This is a genomic window from Pseudomonas putida S13.1.2 (assembly GCF_000498395.2).
GTDB classification, from domain to species: Bacteria; Pseudomonadota; Gammaproteobacteria; order Pseudomonadales; family Pseudomonadaceae; genus Aquipseudomonas; species Aquipseudomonas putida_Q.
Map to the genome: position 1 here is coordinate 1,142,577 of NZ_CP010979.1, position 16,085 is coordinate 1,158,661.

The window sequence follows — 16,085 nt, forward strand, 5'->3', positions numbered from 1 at the left end:
TGTGGGATGCCGAGCGTGTTCGAACAAGGCCCCGTCCTCAAACACTTGCCTTAGGCGATAGCTGTCGCTCAACAGCGTTCAGTAACTGGTCAACCGTCCAGGGTTTGGACAGGAACGTTGAACACGCAGGCAGGCGAACGCCGGGATCAAGTTGGCCGGCCGACATCACGATCACGGCGGTATCAGGCCAACGATCAATGATCAGCTGGGCAAGATCCACGCCATTGAGTTGGCCAGGCATCTGGATATCGGTCAATACAAGGTCCAGGTGGACCATTGTTTCCAGCACCGTTATCGCCTCATCGGCACAACTACAGCTGTGCACGTCGAGGTCGAGCGATTCCAGCGCCTCGCAGGCGAGCATTCGGATCAACTCGTCATCCTCTACCACCAATACACTGCGAGCCATAATAAAAACCCCGATCATGTAGCCATACGGCCAGCGGCCATGACCAGTGGTTTCACGCGGCTGACGGGTGGCGCTTGGGTTGCTGGCAAGCCCAGCGCTCTATACTTGCCCATTACCGTCGGGCTTAGACGGTTTTCGTCATTGCCATCGATCCAGGATCGTTGGTAAATGAAGCCACGAAACTTTTTCGGTCCCGGCCCGGCACGTGCGCAGGGGCCACGGTGTCAAATGGCACGCTCGAAAATAATCTTTCCATATTGGCCAGCTGTGGATGAGAACCCATGCATCAACTGCCTCCCGATGAAATGATCAGGCTTGCACTACAGAAGTCACAGGCCCGTTTACACAAGCAGCATCAGTTGGTGGTGGAGTATGGCGTGTCGTCGCTCAGGTCGACGAACCTCGATACTTTGCTCACGCAGGCTTGTAGCGTGGTGGCCAACGGCATGAACACGCGTTTTGCCAAGGTGTTGATGCCCTTGCCGGGGAGCGATGATTTTTTGCTGACCCACGGCGTCGGTTGGGATCCCTCGGATATCGGCCACGCCAAGGTCGGTGGGGATGTGGCCAGTCCGGCGGGTTATGCCATTTCCACCTACCGGCCGGTGCTTTCCAACCATCTGGGCCAGGAGCAACGCTTCCGCACGCCGGACCTGTTGAAGAAATACGGTATCGAACGCGCCATCAACGTGCCTATCCGGGGTGCGCTCAGGCCCTTTGGTGTGCTGGAGGCGGATAGCACCGACGGTGACGACTTCATCGAAAGCGACCTGGTCTTCCTTGAGGGTATCTCCAACGTCATCTCCATGGCCGTGGAGCGCCTGGCAAATGGGGCGGATGACCAGTTACCGGATCGCTATTCCGAGAGCATGCTCAATGCCAGTCCGGACTGCGTAAAGATCCTCACCACCCACGGCGACATCGAATTCATGAATGAGGCCGGCATGTGCCTCATGCACATCGGCGAGCTGGCAGAGGTGCGCGGCAAACCTTGGGCCCAGCTGTGGCCTGATGACTCCAAGGCGGTGGTGCGTGATGCCATGGCGCGTTCCGTGGCCGGCGAGTCGGCAAGGTTTGAGGCCTATTGCCCTACGGCCACCGATGAGCCGAGATGGTGGGACGTCACCATCGCCCCCATTCTGACTACCGAGGGCAAGTTGGACAGACTCATCGCGGTGTCGCGGGATATTACCGAGCGGCACCAGCATGAGGCTCAGTTGCTGTCGCTGATTGCCGTGCAGAACACCAAGCTGAGCGACAGCGATCTCTACCTCGAAGAGATTCACCATCGGGTGAAGAACAGCCTGCACCTGGTGAACACCCTGCTGCAGCTTCAAGCCAACCTGTCGGCGGATGAGGCGGTCAAGATCCAGCTGCAGACGGCAGCCAGCCGTGTGCTGACGATAGCCAGTGTGCATGAACGCCTCTATCAGACCGCAGAAACCCAGGGCGTCCTGGCATCAGAGTATCTTGGCGCCTTGTTGAGTGACCTGGGGTCGGCGCTGGCTGAACGAAAGATCGTTCTGGACGCCGATGCTTTCATTCTCCCTCCACAGCGGATGGCACCGTTGGGCCTGGTCATTTCCGAGCTGATCACCAATGCCCTCAAGTACGGCAAGGGCACCATTGGCGTGAGCGTCCAGGATGCAGGCGACCATGCTGTCATTACGGTAAGGGACGAGGGGGAGGGCTTTCCTGAGTCTTATCCCGAACCAAGCGGCACAGGCCTGGGCATGCGGCTGGTGAAAAGCTATTCAGGGTATGGAGCCAATGCAATCACGCTGGACCGGCTCGCCCGGAACAGTACGATTTGTGTGAAGTTCAAGCTGTAGGGGTAGGCCGCTTCCCCAGAATGCGGTCTCGACAGACGCTGAGCACTTCATCGGCCAGTGGCGAATCGTCCGGGCAAGCACGCGATAAAACCAAGGCACCAAGGATATGGGCGAAGGTATTGATAATATCCTCACGGCTTTTTGCTGGCTGTATCAAGGCCTCCAGCAAGTCCTCGATTCCGGCCGCATAAGCGGTTTTGATGTCATCAGACTGGCGTGCGGCATCTCCACCAAGGGCCGCTAGCGTGCAACCCGTACCCTTCTCGTCCCGGTGTTTTCGTGAGAGGTAGTAGCTCACGAATTCAGTCAGTTCGAGGCCCTGCAGCTGATCGATCGTCTTGGCAATGCCACACGCTGCCGACTCCTCTATCAGATCCGCCTTGGATTTGAAGTGCTTGTAGAAGCCTCCATGGGTAAAGCCGGCAGCTGCCATGAGATCGGCAACACCCACGCCATCGTAACCGCGCTCACGAAAAAGCGTAGAGGACGTCTCTACGATACGGGCCCGGTTCGCCTGGGCCTGGGCCTTTGTGACCTTCATGTCTCCGCGCTCTCTGCTATCAAGCCAAGCAATAGCTTACATTGATTACGTTCATCATCAAAGTCGTTGACCAAATGGATTACGATCATCATCATTAAGCCAGGTCTTCCACCGAGAGAGCAAAACGTCATGAGCTATACCCATCTCACCGTTCCGTCCCGCACAGTAGAAGTAGGCGGCGACACCTTCACTTACCGCCGTTGGGGTAATGCTGTTGGTGTGCCTCTGGTCTTCATCGCCCATTTCCGTGGCGGTCTCGATCACTGGGACCCGATAATCACCGATGGTCTGGCTGCGGGTCGTGAAGTGATCCTGCTGAACGGCAGGGGGGTGGCTTCGTCGTCGGGTACTCCGGCCACGACCATTGAGCAAATGGCGGATGACATCGCAGCAGCCATCAGTGCTCTGGGGCTGACCCAGGTCGACCTGCTTGGCTTCTCCATCGGTGGTCTGCAGGTTCAGGAAGTGGCGCTGCGTCACCCTGGGTTGGTGCGCAAGCTTCTGCTGATAGGCACCGGTCTGCGCGGTGGTGATCCAAGCATGGCGGAGGGTGTGAGAGAAGCCGCGTCAAACCCTGTGCCCACCATCGAAGACTTCCTGTTCCTCTTCTTCGGTCGCTCGGATGCTGCCAGACGCGCGGGCCTGGCGTTCTGGGAGCGACGCAATCAGCGTGCCGATCAGGACGCGCCAAGTTCCGTTGAGGTTGCCATGGCTCAGGGGGCTGCTTTTGCGGCCTATGTCCAGTCGGCACAGGGTGAGAACCGCTTCTCCTACCTCAACGCACTCAAGCAACCCACCTTGGTGGTCAATGGCGTCGATGACGTCATGATCCCTTCGATCAATTCGTGGAGCCTGGTGCAGAGCATTCCAAATGCCCAGCTGCTGATCTACCCCGACTCCGGTCACGCCGCTCACTTCCAGTTCCCTGAGCGCTTCCTGAAACACGCCCTTCAATTCCTGGAAGAGTAAGGCCAGGCCGGCCTGTGCTGTTGCACACGAGGGGCAACGTGAACGGGTAAGGCCATCATTGCCTGGAGTCGGATAAATAAGGCACGTCTACAGTGTGGAATCTTTAAGGTATGAAAGCGTTTCTGATTGACCGCTACGGCAAAGAGGTCGAGGGTGACATCACTGAAGTGCCACAGCCCAAGGTGGGCGATTTCGATGTGCTGGTTGAGACGCACGCTGCAAGCGTGAATGTCCTTGATATCAAAATCAGGAAAGGCGAGTTCAAGTTGATTCTGCCTTTCCGGATGCCGCTGATCCTGGGTAACGATATTGCTGGTACGGTGAAGCGGGTGGGTGGGAAAGTCAGTCGGTTCCGGGTTGGGGACGAGGTCTACGCACGTGTAGATCAGGCGCGCATGGGCGGTTTCGCGGAGTTCGTGGCTGTCAACGAAGCGGCAGTCGCCCTCAAGCCTGCCAACCTGAATATGCAGGACGCGGCGTCGCTGCCATTGGTGGCCCTGACGGCCTGGCAGGCTTTAGTGAAAGTCGCCAAGGTTCATCCGGGCCAGAAGGTACTGATCCATGCGGGTTCCGGTGGCGTCGGTAGCATCGCCATTCAGGTTGCGAAGCATCTGGGAGCATTCGTCGCGACAACCACGAGTACCGTCAACGTGCCGTGGGTCAAGGCGCTGGGTGCGGACGTGGTGATCGATTACAAGACGCAGCCGTTCGAATCGCAACTGAGTGATTACGATGTGGTGCTCAGTGGCCTGGGGGCGGACGTTCTCGATAAATCGCTCAAGGTACTGAAGCCGGGTGGTCATTTGATTTCCATCTCAGGCCCACCCACCCCTGAGTTCGCAGAGCAGCTTCGTCTTTCCTGGCTGTTCCAGCAGATCGTTCGTTTGATCAGCCGGGGGATCCGGAAAAAGTCGGAGCAGAAGGGGGTCAGTTACAGGTTTCTGTTCATGAGGGAGAGTGGTGCGCAACTTGCTGAGCTGGCCAAGCTGGTTGAAGCCGGGGTCATCAAGCCTGTAGTGGATCGTACCTTCCCGTTGAACGCGACACGCGATGCCTTGGCTTACGTCGCGCAAGGCAGAGCGAAAGGTAAGGTCGTAGTGACGGTGAAGTGACCACCTGAGCACAAAGGGGAGCGAAAGCTTCCCTTTGTGTGGGGCGGTTCAGCCCTGAGTCACTGCTGCCGGAAACACGCTCCATAAGCAGATGATGGCAGGCGGCTCGAGCGGTCATCTCTGAGGCGAGACCGGAAGGTGCCGCTTTGCGCTTGCGTGCGATAAAGCCCGCGTTTTTGGAGTTCAGGCACAATCAGCTCGACGAAGTCCTCCAAAGTGCCAGGACTGGTGAGCGGGTTCAGCATGTAACCACTGGTTCCCGAAATGCGGGCGTGCTCCTCGATACGGTCGGCGACTTGCTCAGGCGTTCCTACCAGAATCAAATCCGTACCGCGTGTGACGTTGGCAAAACGCTTTCTGACGTCACCTGCCGTCAACGGCTTGCCGCTGCCGTCTGGTCGCATCATGTAGGAGGTCAAACCTTCGGTATGGGTCGAGAGCGCATCGCCGTCCGCGTAGCGGCTAAGGTCGATGCCTGTATCGCCGGCATAGCTGACCAATTGTGCTTCCAGGTGATAGTTGCTCTGAAGCGCGTCATACTTTCTCTGGGCCTCAATCTCGGTTTTCGCCGTGACGATCCGCAACACCGTAAGCGATTTCACGTCATCCCGATCACGTCCACGAGCCTGTGCCATCGTCCAGATTTCTTCCAGACCCTGGCGGATTTCATGTGGGTTGGATTTGGCGATGAAAATCAGCTCTGCATGTTTGGCTGCGAACTCGCGGCCCCGGCCTGACCAACCGGCCTGGATAAGCAGCGGGGTTCGTTGCGGGGAAGGCGCTGTCAGGTGAGGGCCTGCCACGCGGTAGCGCTCCCCGCAATGATTGATCGGTCTCACTCGCTCGCCACGGGCGTAGTGCTGACCCGCCTTGTCCTGCACCACTGCGTCGTCTGCCCAACTGCCCTCCCAGAGCTTGTAGGCCACGTCCATGAACTCTTCGGCGCGTTCGTAGCGGTCGGCATGCTTGACCATCTCTTCCAGGCCGAAGTTGCGAGCAGCACTGGAAAGGTAGGACGTGACGATGTTCCAGGCGATCCGGCCATTGGTCATGTGGTCGAGCGTGCTGAAGCGCCGGGCATGCGTGAAGGGATGCTCGTAGGTCGTGGTAACGGTAGCGCCGAATGCCAGGTTCCTGGTGATCGCAGCTAGCCCCGGAATGATCATCAATGGGTCGTTCGCAGGCGCTTCTACCGCCCACTTCACTGCTGCTTCAGCGCTCCCGCCGAAGACGTCGTAGAAGCCCAGGACATCTGCGAAGAAGAGCATGTCGAGGTTAGCCTGGTCGGCGATACGGGCTTGGTTCGACCAGAAATCAAACGTGTTGGCGGCCAGGCGCTCATCCGCTGGATGAGTCCATAGGCTGGGTGCGCCACCGCAGCCAACGCTCGCTTGTTCGTATAGCGCAAACAACAGGGGTTTGGGGTCGGACATCATTTTTCCTGTCTTCATTGATATCAGCTGGCAGCTCACCGCTGATGCTGGAACCCTTTGCCGAAGTGGCGTTCAAGACGGTGCTGAATGAGCTCCAGCCCAATGGACAGCAGCCAGTAGATGAGCGCGGCAGTGGCGAGCATTTCGATATAACGGTATGAGGAGCGTCCGTAGGACTGCGCCAGGAACATCACTTCCCACACCCCCATTACAGAAATGAGCGACGAGTCCTTCAGCATCGAGATGAACTGGCTGGTGGTCGGGGGGATAATCGTCCTCATCGCCTGCGGAAGCACAACATGCAGGAACGCCGACGTCGGCCTCAAGCCAAGCGCAGCAGCCGCTTCTCGCTGCCCGGGTGGGACAGCCATGATGCCGGCACGAAAAATTTCGCTGAGGTAGGCGCCGTAGTTGAGCGACAGTGCGATGATCCCTGCGCTAATCGCTCCCGGCACCACACCCAGTTGCGGTAAGCCCAGGTAAATGAGCAGGATCTGGATCAGCAGCGGCGTACCGCGAAAAAACGATGCATAGAAGCTCGCCACGCCGAACGCCACAGCACTGCGGGATAACCGCGCCAGCGCCGTAACAAAGCCCAGCAGCAACGAAAACCCTATCGAGCAAATGCAGAGAAACAGCGTCAGTGCTGCACCCTGAAGGAAGCCGTTGGGTCCCAACCGCAGGCCTACAAGGTTGGGCCATTTATCCAGGATGATCGAGAACTTCAGGTCAAAGCTCAGGAAGAAGAAGACGCAAAGGCCAAGCAACGCCCCCCAGGTCAGATACAGGCGGGTCTTGAACCCAAAGGTCCGACCCAGCAGGCTCGATTTCACCTTGGGTGCGAGAACGGACTTTGCGGGATGTGGGTTAAGGACTGTCATTTACTGATATCGGCGCCGATCCACTTCTGGGAAATCTTGGCCAGTGTTCCATCGGCCTTGAGTGCTGTGATGACCTCCGTGACCTTTTCATTCCACTGCGGATCGCCTTTCTCAATAGCGATTACGTTGGGTTCGGCGTACAAAGTCTCGCCTGTGATTTTGAAGCGGGGATCCTGGGCAATACGCTCCTTGGCAGTGATCAGATTGGTGACCATTGCGTCCAGGCGCACGCCGGCACCCAGTGCCAGATCCTGGAAGGCGACAGTTTCGTTGTCATAGGGCGCAGCCTGGGCATTATCAAACGGGTAGATGAGAGGTTTGTCTTCTGCCCCTTCGATGGTGAGATCCTTGTTCAGGTAAGCCTCATAGGTCGAGGCGCTGATGACGCCAACTTTCTTGCCCGACAGATCTTTTCCCGAGGTGATGGTGGTGTCCTTGGCGTTGACCACGATTACCGCTGGCGACTGGTAATACTCGACCGGGAAATCGAACACCTCAGCACGCGCCTTGCTCGGTGTCATTGAGCAGACACAGATATCGTAACGGCCCCCCCAGCGGCCTGCGGCGATCACATCCCAAGAGGGCGTTTCGAGCTTGAGCTTCACCCCAAGACGCTCGGCTACGGCCTTGGCGACATCCACGTCAAAGCCATCCAGCTGGTTTTGCTCATTCAAGAACGAGAATGGCGGGTAGTTCTCCATCAGCACCCCGGTAAGCTCACCCTTGCCCTGGACACGATCAAGCGTTGAGCCCGCAAGGGCCGTTGAGCAAGCCGCCAGTAAGGCAATGCCCAAAGGTAAAAGTGGGAAGGCTTTCAACGGCTGCTACTCCATAGGAATTGATTTTTAATATTAAAACGCAATATAAAATCAGTTGATACAAACATTATGGAATATGCTTGGTTCCGGGCGCTATATCTACCGTGCTTTGATCAATGCGCGCAGCGGCTGGGATCGCCTTGCTCGGCCGGTGCCTTGCGCGCCGCAGCCAGCAGGGTAGCCAGCACGATGAGCGCAGCACCAGCGGCCATGCGCAGGCTCGGCTGATCACCAAACAGCCACCACGCGCCGATGATCGCGTACACCGGCTCCAGCGCGATGATCATGCCGGCCGTGCGCGCTTCCAGCCCTTCCAGGCTTTTGACGAAAAGAAATTGCGCAAGCCCGGTGCAGAACACGCCCAGCAGCGCCAGGTTGACCCAGTCACTGCCCGCCAGGCTGGTGCTGCCCAGGTGGGCGAAGGCAAACGGCGCCACCAGCGCGGCCACCACCACGTTCTGCCAGAAGGCCACCTGCATGGCGTTCATGCTTGATGCATTGCGGCGATTGGCCACGGTCAGCAGGGCGAATGCCAGGCCCGAGCCCAAGCCCCAGAGCAGGCCGATGGTGCCGTTGTCCAGCAGGTCGAAAGTCGGCACCACCAACACCAGGCCGGCGGTAACCATCAGCAGAAGCAAACCTTGCACGGCCCCGATGCGCTGACCAAACACACCGCGCTCGATCATGGCAATGAACGCCGGGAAGCTGGCGAAGCCCAGGGTGGCGACCGCCACGCCGCCGACTTTGACGGCAATGAAGAAGGTCACCCAGTGGGCTGCCAGCAGGGCGCCGGTCAGGCCCAGCACCGGCAGGTTGCGCAGCGTAAGCGCATCGAGCAGGCGGGTGCCCTTGAGGCCGGCGACAAAGCCCAGGGCAATGAAGGCAAAGGTGGCGCGGCCGAAGGTGATGATGCTGGCATCGGCGCTGATCAAGTGACCAAGGATGCCGGTCAGGCCGAACAGTACAGCGGCGATATGGGCAACGCACAGGGCATTACGGTGGCCGGTGGCAGCACCGGCTACGGGGATTGAAGTCGCGATCATGGCAGTCAAGTCTTCACACTGTGGCGCGCGCAAACACTCCCGGCTGGCGCTGCGCAGGTCTGTGATACTGGGAGTTTTATCGTTATGAGCCCGGACGAATTGCCCGGTGCAAAAAGGCGCCACAGCGTTGGAATTGTGAAGCGAGGCTGTTTTACTCGCGGCTACCACGTCGGCCAGCCCACGGCGCGGGGCTGGTCGATGTGTGTATTATTTTTGTATACAGGGTTTTGCAGCCGATTGCGGGCGACGTGTGCTTGTCTGATCGCGACATCGGCTGTTGCCTTGCAGCGCCGCGTCACTCCTCGCCGTAGTTCATGATCGACAGCAGCCGTATGGGCACTTGCACCAGCTGCTCCGGGCCGTGCGGGGTTTCGCCGTCGAAGGTCAGGCTGTCGCCGGCGTGCATGTGGTAGAGCTGGTTGCCATGGCGGTACACCAGCTCGCCCTCCAGCAAATGGAGGAACTCGGTACCGGGGTGGGCGAAGGTCGGGAACTCTTCGCTGGCGTCGTCCATGCTCACCATATAGGCCTCGAAGTTTTTCTTCGGCCCCCTGGCGTGATTGAGCAAGTGGTAGGTGTGGCCCTTCTCGGTGCCGCGGCGTACCACTTCCAGCCCTTCACCGGCCTTCACCAGCAGGGCATTGCCGTCGGGCTGGTCGTATTGGCTGAACAGCTTGGCCATCGGCATGCCCAGTACGTCGCACAGGCGGCTGAGGGTGTCGAGGCTGGTGGACACCTGGGCGTTCTCGATCTTGCTTAGCATGCCCTGGCTGATGCCGGCGATGCGTGCGACATCGGCGAGCTTGAGGGACTGGGCCTGGCGCTGGCGCTTGATCTGCAGGCCCAGGTATTGCTCCAGGCGAAGGCGCGGTTGGGTTTCGGTCGACATCAGATGTCCTGCACGGTTTCAGTTCAAGAATAATATTTTCGCACTGGGAAAGTGCGAAATGCAGCTGCGTTGGCCGCTTCTTTCCTCAGGTGAAAACAAGTTTCCCATAAATAGAACAGAAAAACCTGCCTGGATTTTGTCTTGCCTGTGCCGGCCTCTTGGCGGGCAAGCCCACTCCCACAAAGGTTTTGCGGCAATCCTGTGGGAGCGGGCTTGCCCGCGAAGAGGCCCAAACAGACACCCCAAGGTCGCGGCCTGAACAAACTTGGCAAGCGCATTGCATTCCTGACAGGAAAGTAAGTTTCCCTTGCGGAATCATTGCCCCTTGCCCAGGAGTGTCCAACCCATGTTGCCAGCAGAAACCCAGCGCACGCTCGACCAACACGGCATCAAGTACGTGCTGGCGCAGTTCGTCGATATTCATGGCTCGGCCAAGACCAAATCGGTGCCGATATCGGGCCTGAAAATGGTAGCCGAGGAGGGTGCCGGCTTTGCCGGGTTCGCCATCTGCGGCATGGGCATGGAGCCCCACGGCCCGGACTTCATGGCCCGCGGCGACCTGTCTACACTGGTGCCGGTGCCGTGGCAGCCAGGCTATGGCCGCGTGGTGTGCGTGGGCCATGTCAACGGCCAGCCTTGGCCCTATGACACCCGCTACGTGTTGCAGCAACAGGTGCAGCGCCTGGCCGACAAAGGCTGGACCCTGAACACCGGCCTTGAGCCTGAGTTCAGCCTGTTCCGCCGCGACGAAGGCGGCAAGCTGCAACTGGTAGACGCCTCCGACAACCTCGACAAACCCTGCTACGACTACAAGGGCCTTTCGCGTTCGCGGCTGTTCCTCGAGCGCCTGACCGAGGCGCTGCAGCCGGTGGGCTTCGACATCTACCAGATCGACCACGAAGACGCCAACGGCCAGTTCGAGATCAACTACACCTACAGCGACGCCATGGAATCGGCCGACCGCTTCACCTTCTTCCGCATGGCTGCCGGTGAGATCGCCAACGATCTGGGCATGATTTGCTCGTTCATGCCCAAGCCCGACCCCAAGCGCGCTGGCAACGGCATGCACTTTCACCTGTCGCTGGCCAGCAGCACCCACAAGAACCTGTTCCACGACCCGTCCGACAGCAGCGGCATGGGCCTGTCGAAGCTGGCCTACCACTTTGCTGCAGGGCTCATGGCCCACGGCCCGGCGTTGTGTGCCTTTGCGGCCCCGACAGTCAACTCCTACAAGCGTCTGGTGGTAGGCCGTTCGTTGTCGGGTTCGACCTGGGCCCCGGCCTTCGTAGCCTGGGGCGCCAACAACCGTTCGGCGATGGTGCGCATTCCTTATGGTCGCCTGGAGTTCCGCCTGCCGGACGCCGGTTGCAACCCCTACCTGGTCACCGCCGCGATCATTGCTGCCGGCCTCGACGGCATCGACCGCCAGCTGGAACCGGGCGAGATGTGCAATGAAAACCTCTACACCCTCAGCCTTGAAGAAATTGCCGCACGCGGCATCAAGACCCTGCCGCAATCGCTGAAGGAGGCCGCCGACGCGCTCGAAGCCGACCCGTTGTTCCGCGAGGTGCTGGGCGCCGAGATCGTCGACGAGTTCATCAAGCTCAAGCGCATGGAGTGGGTGGAGTACTGCCGCCACGTCTCCGACTGGGAAATCCAGCGTTACACCGAGTTCTTCTGACCGCCCCCAATCCCCTGGGCGGCCAACACGAGAGCGGTCGCCCACTGCCTAGTAAGGAGCATCACCATGTGTGGAATTGTAGGCCTGTACCTGAAAAAGCCCGAGCTGGAAGCCCAGCTTGGCAAGCTGTTCGAACCCATGCTCCAAGCCATGACCGACCGTGGCCCGGACAGCGCCGGCTTCGCCATCTACGGCGATGAAGTGGCCGAAGGCTGGGTCAAGCTGACGCTGCAAGCGACTGACACCAATTACCCCTGGACCACCCTGATGGGCCAGCTGGAAGGGCACCTGGGCTGCTCGCTGGACTGGTTCCAGAATGCCAGCGCCGCGGTGCTCAAGGTGCACACCGATGAAGCCGCTGCCCGCGCCGCGTTGGCCGAGCTCGCGCCCGACGTGCGCATCATGAGCGCCGGGCAGAGCATCGAAATCCTCAAGGGCATGGGCTTGCCAGCAGAAATTTCCAGCCGCTTCGGCCTGGCCGGCATGAAGGGCAGCCACATCATCGGCCACACCCGCATGGCCACCGAAAGCGCCGTGACCATGGAAGGCAGCCACCCGTTCTCCACCGGCGCCGACCTGTGCCTGGTGCACAACGGCTCACTGTCCAACCACTTTCGCCTGCGCCAGGAGCTCAAGCGCGAAGGCATCAGTTTCGAAACCGACAACGACACCGAAGTGGCCGCCGGCTACCTGACCTGGCGCCTGCAGCAGGGTGACAGCCTGGCCCAGGCCCTGGATGGCGCACTGCAAGACCTGGACGGCTTCTTCACCTTTGCCATCGGCACCCGCAACGGCTTTGCCGTGATCCGCGACCCGATTGCCTGCAAGCCGGCGGTGCTGGCCGAGACCGAAGACTATGTGGCCATGGCCTCGGAATACCAGGCACTGGCCGGCCTGCCAGGCATCGAGCACGCCAAGGTCTGGGAACCGGCCCCGGCCACGCTGTACGTCTGGGAACGCGAAAGCGCCTGACTTGCCACCGAACCCCTGGAGAACCTTATGAAGACGATCGACCTTTCCAGCACTTCGGTGCGTGTGCTCAACCAGTCCCTGCACGGCGAGGTGCAGGACCTTGAATGGCAAGTGACCCACCCTGGCGGCAAGCACAACCTGGCTGTGGGCATCAACGCTGCCGTGGCGGTGGATATCGAAGGCCATGCCGGCTACTACTGCGCCGGCATGAACCAGCAGGCCAGTGTCACGGTGCACGGCAACGTCGGTGTGGGTGTGGCCGAGAACATGATGTCCGGTTTGGTGCGGGTGAAGGGCAGTGCCTCCCAGGCCGCTGGAGCCACTGCCCATGGCGGGCTGCTGGTGATCGAAGGTGATGCCGGTGCCCGTTGCGGTATTTCCATGAAAGGCGTGGACATTGTGGTCGGCGGCAGCATCGGCCACATGAGCTGCTTCATGGGCCAGGCCGGGCGCCTGGTGGTGTGTGGCGATGCCGGCGATGCGCTGGGCGACTCGCTGTATGAGGTGCGCATCTACGTCAAGGGCTCGGTGCAGTCACTGGGCTCGGACTGCATCGAAAAGGACATGCGCGCCGAACACCTGCAAGAGCTGCAGGAGCTGCTGAACAAGGCTGGCCTGGACCACAAGGCCGCCGATTTCAAACGCTACGGCTCGGCCCGCCAGCTGTACAACTTCAAAGTCGACAACGCCAGCGCGTACTGATCCAGGAGCATTTCCATGAGCGAGCAATTCCCCCCGGTACTGCGTGAGTCGGCTACCTTCGATCGCCTGACCATCCAGGAAATCCAGCGTGCCGCCGAAACCGGCATCTACGACATTCGTGGTGGCGGTACCAAACGCCGTGTGCCGCATTTCGACGACCTGTTGCTGCTGGGTGCCAGCGTGTCGCGCTACCCCCTGGAAGGCTACCGCGAAAAGTGCGGCACCGACGTGGTGCTGGGCAACCGCTTTGCGAAAAAGCCGATTCACCTGAAAATCCCGGTGACCATCGCCGGCATGAGCTTCGGCGCGCTGTCGGCCAATGCCAAGGAAGCGCTGGGCCGTGGGGCGACCATTGCGGGCACCAGCACCACCACCGGCGACGGCGGCATGACCCCGGAAGAGCGCGGCCAGTCCCAGCATCTGGTGTATCAGTACCTGCCATCGCGCTACGGTATGAATTCCGATGACCTGCGCAAGGCCGACGCCATCGAGATCGTCCTCGGCCAGGGCGCCAAACCGGGCGGTGGCGGCATGCTGCTGGGCATGAAGGTGACCGAGCGGGTGGCCGGCATGCGCACCTTGCCGATCGGCGTCGACCAGCGCAGTGCCTGCCGCCACCCGGACTGGACCGGGCCTGATGACCTGGCGATCAAGATTGCCGAGATCCGCGAGATCACCGACTGGGAAAAACCCATCTACGTGAAGATCGGCGCCAGCCGCCCGTACTACGACGTCAAGCTGGCGGTGAAGGCCGGTGCTGACGTAATCGTGCTCGACGGCATGCAGGGTGGTACCGCAGCGACTCAGGAAGTGTTCATCGAGCACGTCGGCATCCCGATCTTGCCGGCCATCCCGCAGGCGGTGCAGGCGCTTCAGGAAATGGGCATGCACCGCAAGGTGCAGCTGATTGTCTCTGGTGGTATCCGCAACGGTGCCGACGTGGCCAAGGCCATGGCCCTGGGGGCTGACGCGGTGGCCATCGGTACGGCGGCGCTGATCGCCTTGGGTGACAACCATCCGCGCCTGGACAGCGAGCTGAAGAAGATTGGCTCGGCCGCCGGCTTCTATGACGACTGGCAAAACGGCCGCGACCCGGCCGGCATCACCACCCAGGACCCAGAGCTGGCCAAGCGCCTGAACCCGGAAGAGGCGGGGCGACGGCTGGCGAATTACCTGCGGGTGCTGGTGCTGGAGGCGCAGACCATGGCGCGGGCGTGTGGCAAGTCGCACTTGCACAACCTTGACCCGGAGGACCTGGTGGCCTTGACCGTGGAAGCGGCGGCGATGGCGCGGGTGCCCCTGGCGGGGACGGCCTGGGTGCCGGGGCAGGCGCAGTACTGATCCACCGTTTTTGGGGCTGCAAAGCAGCCCCAAGACCCCCCCATTCCCACAGGAGTGACGCCATGAAGCACCTCACCCTAGCTGTAATGTTGTTAGCCCTGGCCACCCAGGCCACTGCCGCCGAAACCACCCTGGATACCGGCAACACTGCCTGGATGATCTGCGCCGCGATGTTCGTGCTGATGATGTGCATCCCTGGCCTGGCGCTGTTCTACGGCGGCATGGTGCGTGCCAAGAACTTCCTCTCCGTGTTCACCCAGCTGTTCGCCGTGGCCGGGGTTATCGGCATCCTCTGGGTACTGTTCGGTTACAGCCTGGTGGTCGATACCACCGGCATGGTCGAGGGCCAGCTCACCTTCAACAGTTTCATCGGCGGGCTGGACAAGGCACTGATGCTGGATATCGGCCATGACAGCCTGGTCGGCACCATCCCCGAAGGCGTGTTTGCGGTGTTCCAGCTGACGTTCGCCATCATCACCCCGGCGCTGATTGCCGGCGGCTTTGCCGAGCGCATGAAGTTCAGCGCTTCGTTGCTGTTCATGGCGGCGTGGTTCGTGCTGGTGTACGCGCCAATCGCCCATATGGTGTGGGGCGGGCCGGGGGCGTTGATGGTCAACTGGGGCGTGCTGGACTTCGCCGGTGGTACTGCGGTGCATATCAACTCTGGCGTGGCTGCCTTGGCTGCGGCGTTGATGCTGGGCAAGCGCAAGGGCTACCCGCAGGTGGCCATGCCGCCGCACAACCTCGGCTTTACCCTGGTGGGTGCGGGGTTGCTGTGGGTGGGCTGGTTCGGCTTCAACGTGGGGTCGGGGCTGGCGGCCAACGAGGGGGCCGGGGTGGTGATGCTGGCGACCATGGTGGCGGCCTGTGCGGGGATTGTCGGTTGGTTGCTGACCGAGAAGGTGATGCATGGCCGGCCGACTGCCTTGGGTGCAGCGTCGGGGGCATTGGCCGGGTTGGTGGGCATCACACCGGCTTGCGCGTTCGTCGGGCCGCTGGGGGCGCTGGTGATCGGTGTGCTGACGGGGGCCATCTGCTTCTTTGCCGTGACCCGGCTCAAGCAGGCGCTGGGGTATGACGACAGCCTCGATGTGTTCGGGCTGCATGGCGTTGGCGGCATGGTCGGGGCGGTGCTGACCGGGGTGTTCGCAGCGCCCTCGCTGGGGGGCTATGTCGAGGGCGTATCGCCCATCGGGCAGGCACTGGTGCAGCTAAAGGGGGTGGCGTTCACCTTTGTGTACTGCTTCGTGGTGAGCTGGGCGATTCTCGGCGCGATCAAGCTGACTGTCGGGCTGCGGGCCAGCCGGGAGGAGGAAGAGCAGGGGCTGGACCTGGCGGAGCACAATGAGCGGGCTTACAACCTCTGATTGATGTGTTGCCAGCACCGGCCCTATCCCCGGCAAGCCAGCGCCCACAGCTCCCTACTTGGCCCAGGCCTGGGGTGCTCATGTGGGAGCTGGCT

General features: G+C 60.7%; 15 protein-coding genes. 8 read left to right on the forward strand and 7 right to left on the reverse strand.

Annotated features, from left to right (window positions below; genetic code table 11):
* Nucleotides 1-37 precede the first annotated feature (37 nt).
* Complete coding sequence (locus N805_RS05160; RefSeq protein ID WP_026034563.1) at nucleotides 38-409, reverse strand: response regulator; 372 nt, start codon at nucleotides 407-409, stop codon at nucleotides 38-40.
* Nucleotides 410-690: 281 nt separating this feature from the next.
* Between N805_RS05160 and N805_RS05165 the strand changes: the two genes are divergently transcribed.
* The gene (locus tag N805_RS05165) at nucleotides 691-2,241 is read left to right on the forward strand and encodes a sensor histidine kinase (RefSeq protein ID WP_026034564.1); all 1,551 of its coding nucleotides are present in this window, start codon (nucleotides 691-693) and stop codon (nucleotides 2,239-2,241) included.
* Here N805_RS05165 and N805_RS05170 read toward each other — a convergent pair.
* Nucleotides 2,231-2,782 (reverse strand): TetR/AcrR family transcriptional regulator, encoded by a 552-nt coding sequence (locus N805_RS05170; RefSeq protein WP_019472302.1) that lies wholly within the window; start codon nucleotides 2,780-2,782, stop codon nucleotides 2,231-2,233. The two genes, N805_RS05165 and N805_RS05170, sit on opposite strands and share 11 nt — an antisense overlap.
* A gap of 129 nt (nucleotides 2,783-2,911) precedes the next feature.
* Between N805_RS05170 and N805_RS05175 the strand changes: the two genes are divergently transcribed.
* Together N805_RS05175 and N805_RS05180 are read left to right on the forward strand one after the other, a co-directional pair.
* A complete protein-coding gene (locus tag N805_RS05175) occupies nucleotides 2,912-3,751 on the forward strand; it encodes an alpha/beta fold hydrolase (protein ID WP_019472304.1) in 840 nt (279 codons plus the stop codon).
* 110 nt (nucleotides 3,752-3,861) lie between these two features.
* Nucleotides 3,862-4,863 (forward strand): NADP-dependent oxidoreductase, encoded by a 1,002-nt coding sequence (locus tag N805_RS05180; RefSeq protein ID WP_019472305.1) that lies wholly within the window; start codon nucleotides 3,862-3,864, stop codon nucleotides 4,861-4,863.
* Nucleotides 4,864-4,922: 59 nt separating this feature from the next.
* Here N805_RS05180 and N805_RS05185 read toward each other — a convergent pair whose 3' ends face one another.
* The 5 genes from N805_RS05185 to N805_RS05205 form a co-directional block, all read right to left on the reverse strand.
* Nucleotides 4,923-6,296, reverse strand: a complete 1,374-nt coding sequence (locus N805_RS05185) for an LLM class flavin-dependent oxidoreductase (protein WP_019472306.1) — start codon at nucleotides 6,294-6,296, stop codon at nucleotides 4,923-4,925.
* A gap of 35 nt (nucleotides 6,297-6,331) precedes the next feature.
* Nucleotides 6,332-7,177 (reverse strand): amino acid ABC transporter permease, encoded by an 846-nt coding sequence (locus tag N805_RS05190; RefSeq protein ID WP_019472307.1) that lies wholly within the window; start codon nucleotides 7,175-7,177, stop codon nucleotides 6,332-6,334.
* On the reverse strand, nucleotides 7,174-7,995 hold the full coding sequence (locus N805_RS05195) for an ABC transporter substrate-binding protein (protein WP_026034565.1): 822 nt from the start codon (nucleotides 7,993-7,995) through the stop codon (nucleotides 7,174-7,176). Before N805_RS05195 ends, N805_RS05190 begins: the two co-directional genes overlap by 4 nt.
* Nucleotides 7,996-8,108: 113 nt before the next feature.
* On the reverse strand, nucleotides 8,109-9,038 hold the full coding sequence (locus tag N805_RS05200) for a DMT family transporter (RefSeq protein ID WP_019472309.1): 930 nt from the start codon (nucleotides 9,036-9,038) through the stop codon (nucleotides 8,109-8,111).
* Between the two features lie 295 nt (nucleotides 9,039-9,333).
* On the reverse strand, nucleotides 9,334-9,927 hold the full coding sequence (locus tag N805_RS05205; protein WP_019472310.1) for a helix-turn-helix domain-containing protein: 594 nt from the start codon (nucleotides 9,925-9,927) through the stop codon (nucleotides 9,334-9,336).
* Between the two features lie 346 nt (nucleotides 9,928-10,273).
* On the opposite strand from N805_RS05205, the gene glnT reads away from it, so the two are divergent.
* The 5 genes from glnT to N805_RS05230 all read left to right on the forward strand — a co-directional run bounded on the left by glnT (nucleotide 10,274) and on the right by N805_RS05230 (nucleotide 15,990).
* On the forward strand, nucleotides 10,274-11,608 hold the full coding sequence (gene glnT, locus N805_RS05210) for a type III glutamate--ammonia ligase (protein ID WP_019472311.1): 1,335 nt from the start codon (nucleotides 10,274-10,276) through the stop codon (nucleotides 11,606-11,608).
* Nucleotides 11,609-11,674: 66 nt separating this feature from the next.
* Complete coding sequence (locus tag N805_RS05215) at nucleotides 11,675-12,580, forward strand: class II glutamine amidotransferase (RefSeq protein WP_019472312.1); 906 nt, start codon at nucleotides 11,675-11,677, stop codon at nucleotides 12,578-12,580.
* Nucleotides 12,581-12,607: 27 nt separating this feature from the next.
* Entirely contained in the window at nucleotides 12,608-13,282 is a 675-nt protein-coding gene (locus tag N805_RS05220; protein ID WP_019472313.1) for a protein glxC, read from the forward strand.
* Between the two features lie 15 nt (nucleotides 13,283-13,297).
* Nucleotides 13,298-14,623: an FMN-binding glutamate synthase family protein gene (locus N805_RS05225; protein WP_019472314.1), complete on the forward strand. Its 1,326-nt coding sequence runs from the start codon at nucleotides 13,298-13,300 to the stop codon at nucleotides 14,621-14,623.
* A 62-nt stretch (nucleotides 14,624-14,685) separates the two neighbouring features.
* On the forward strand, nucleotides 14,686-15,990 hold the full coding sequence (locus tag N805_RS05230) for an ammonium transporter (RefSeq protein WP_028613141.1): 1,305 nt from the start codon (nucleotides 14,686-14,688) through the stop codon (nucleotides 15,988-15,990).
* Nucleotides 15,991-16,085: the final 95 nt, after the last annotated feature.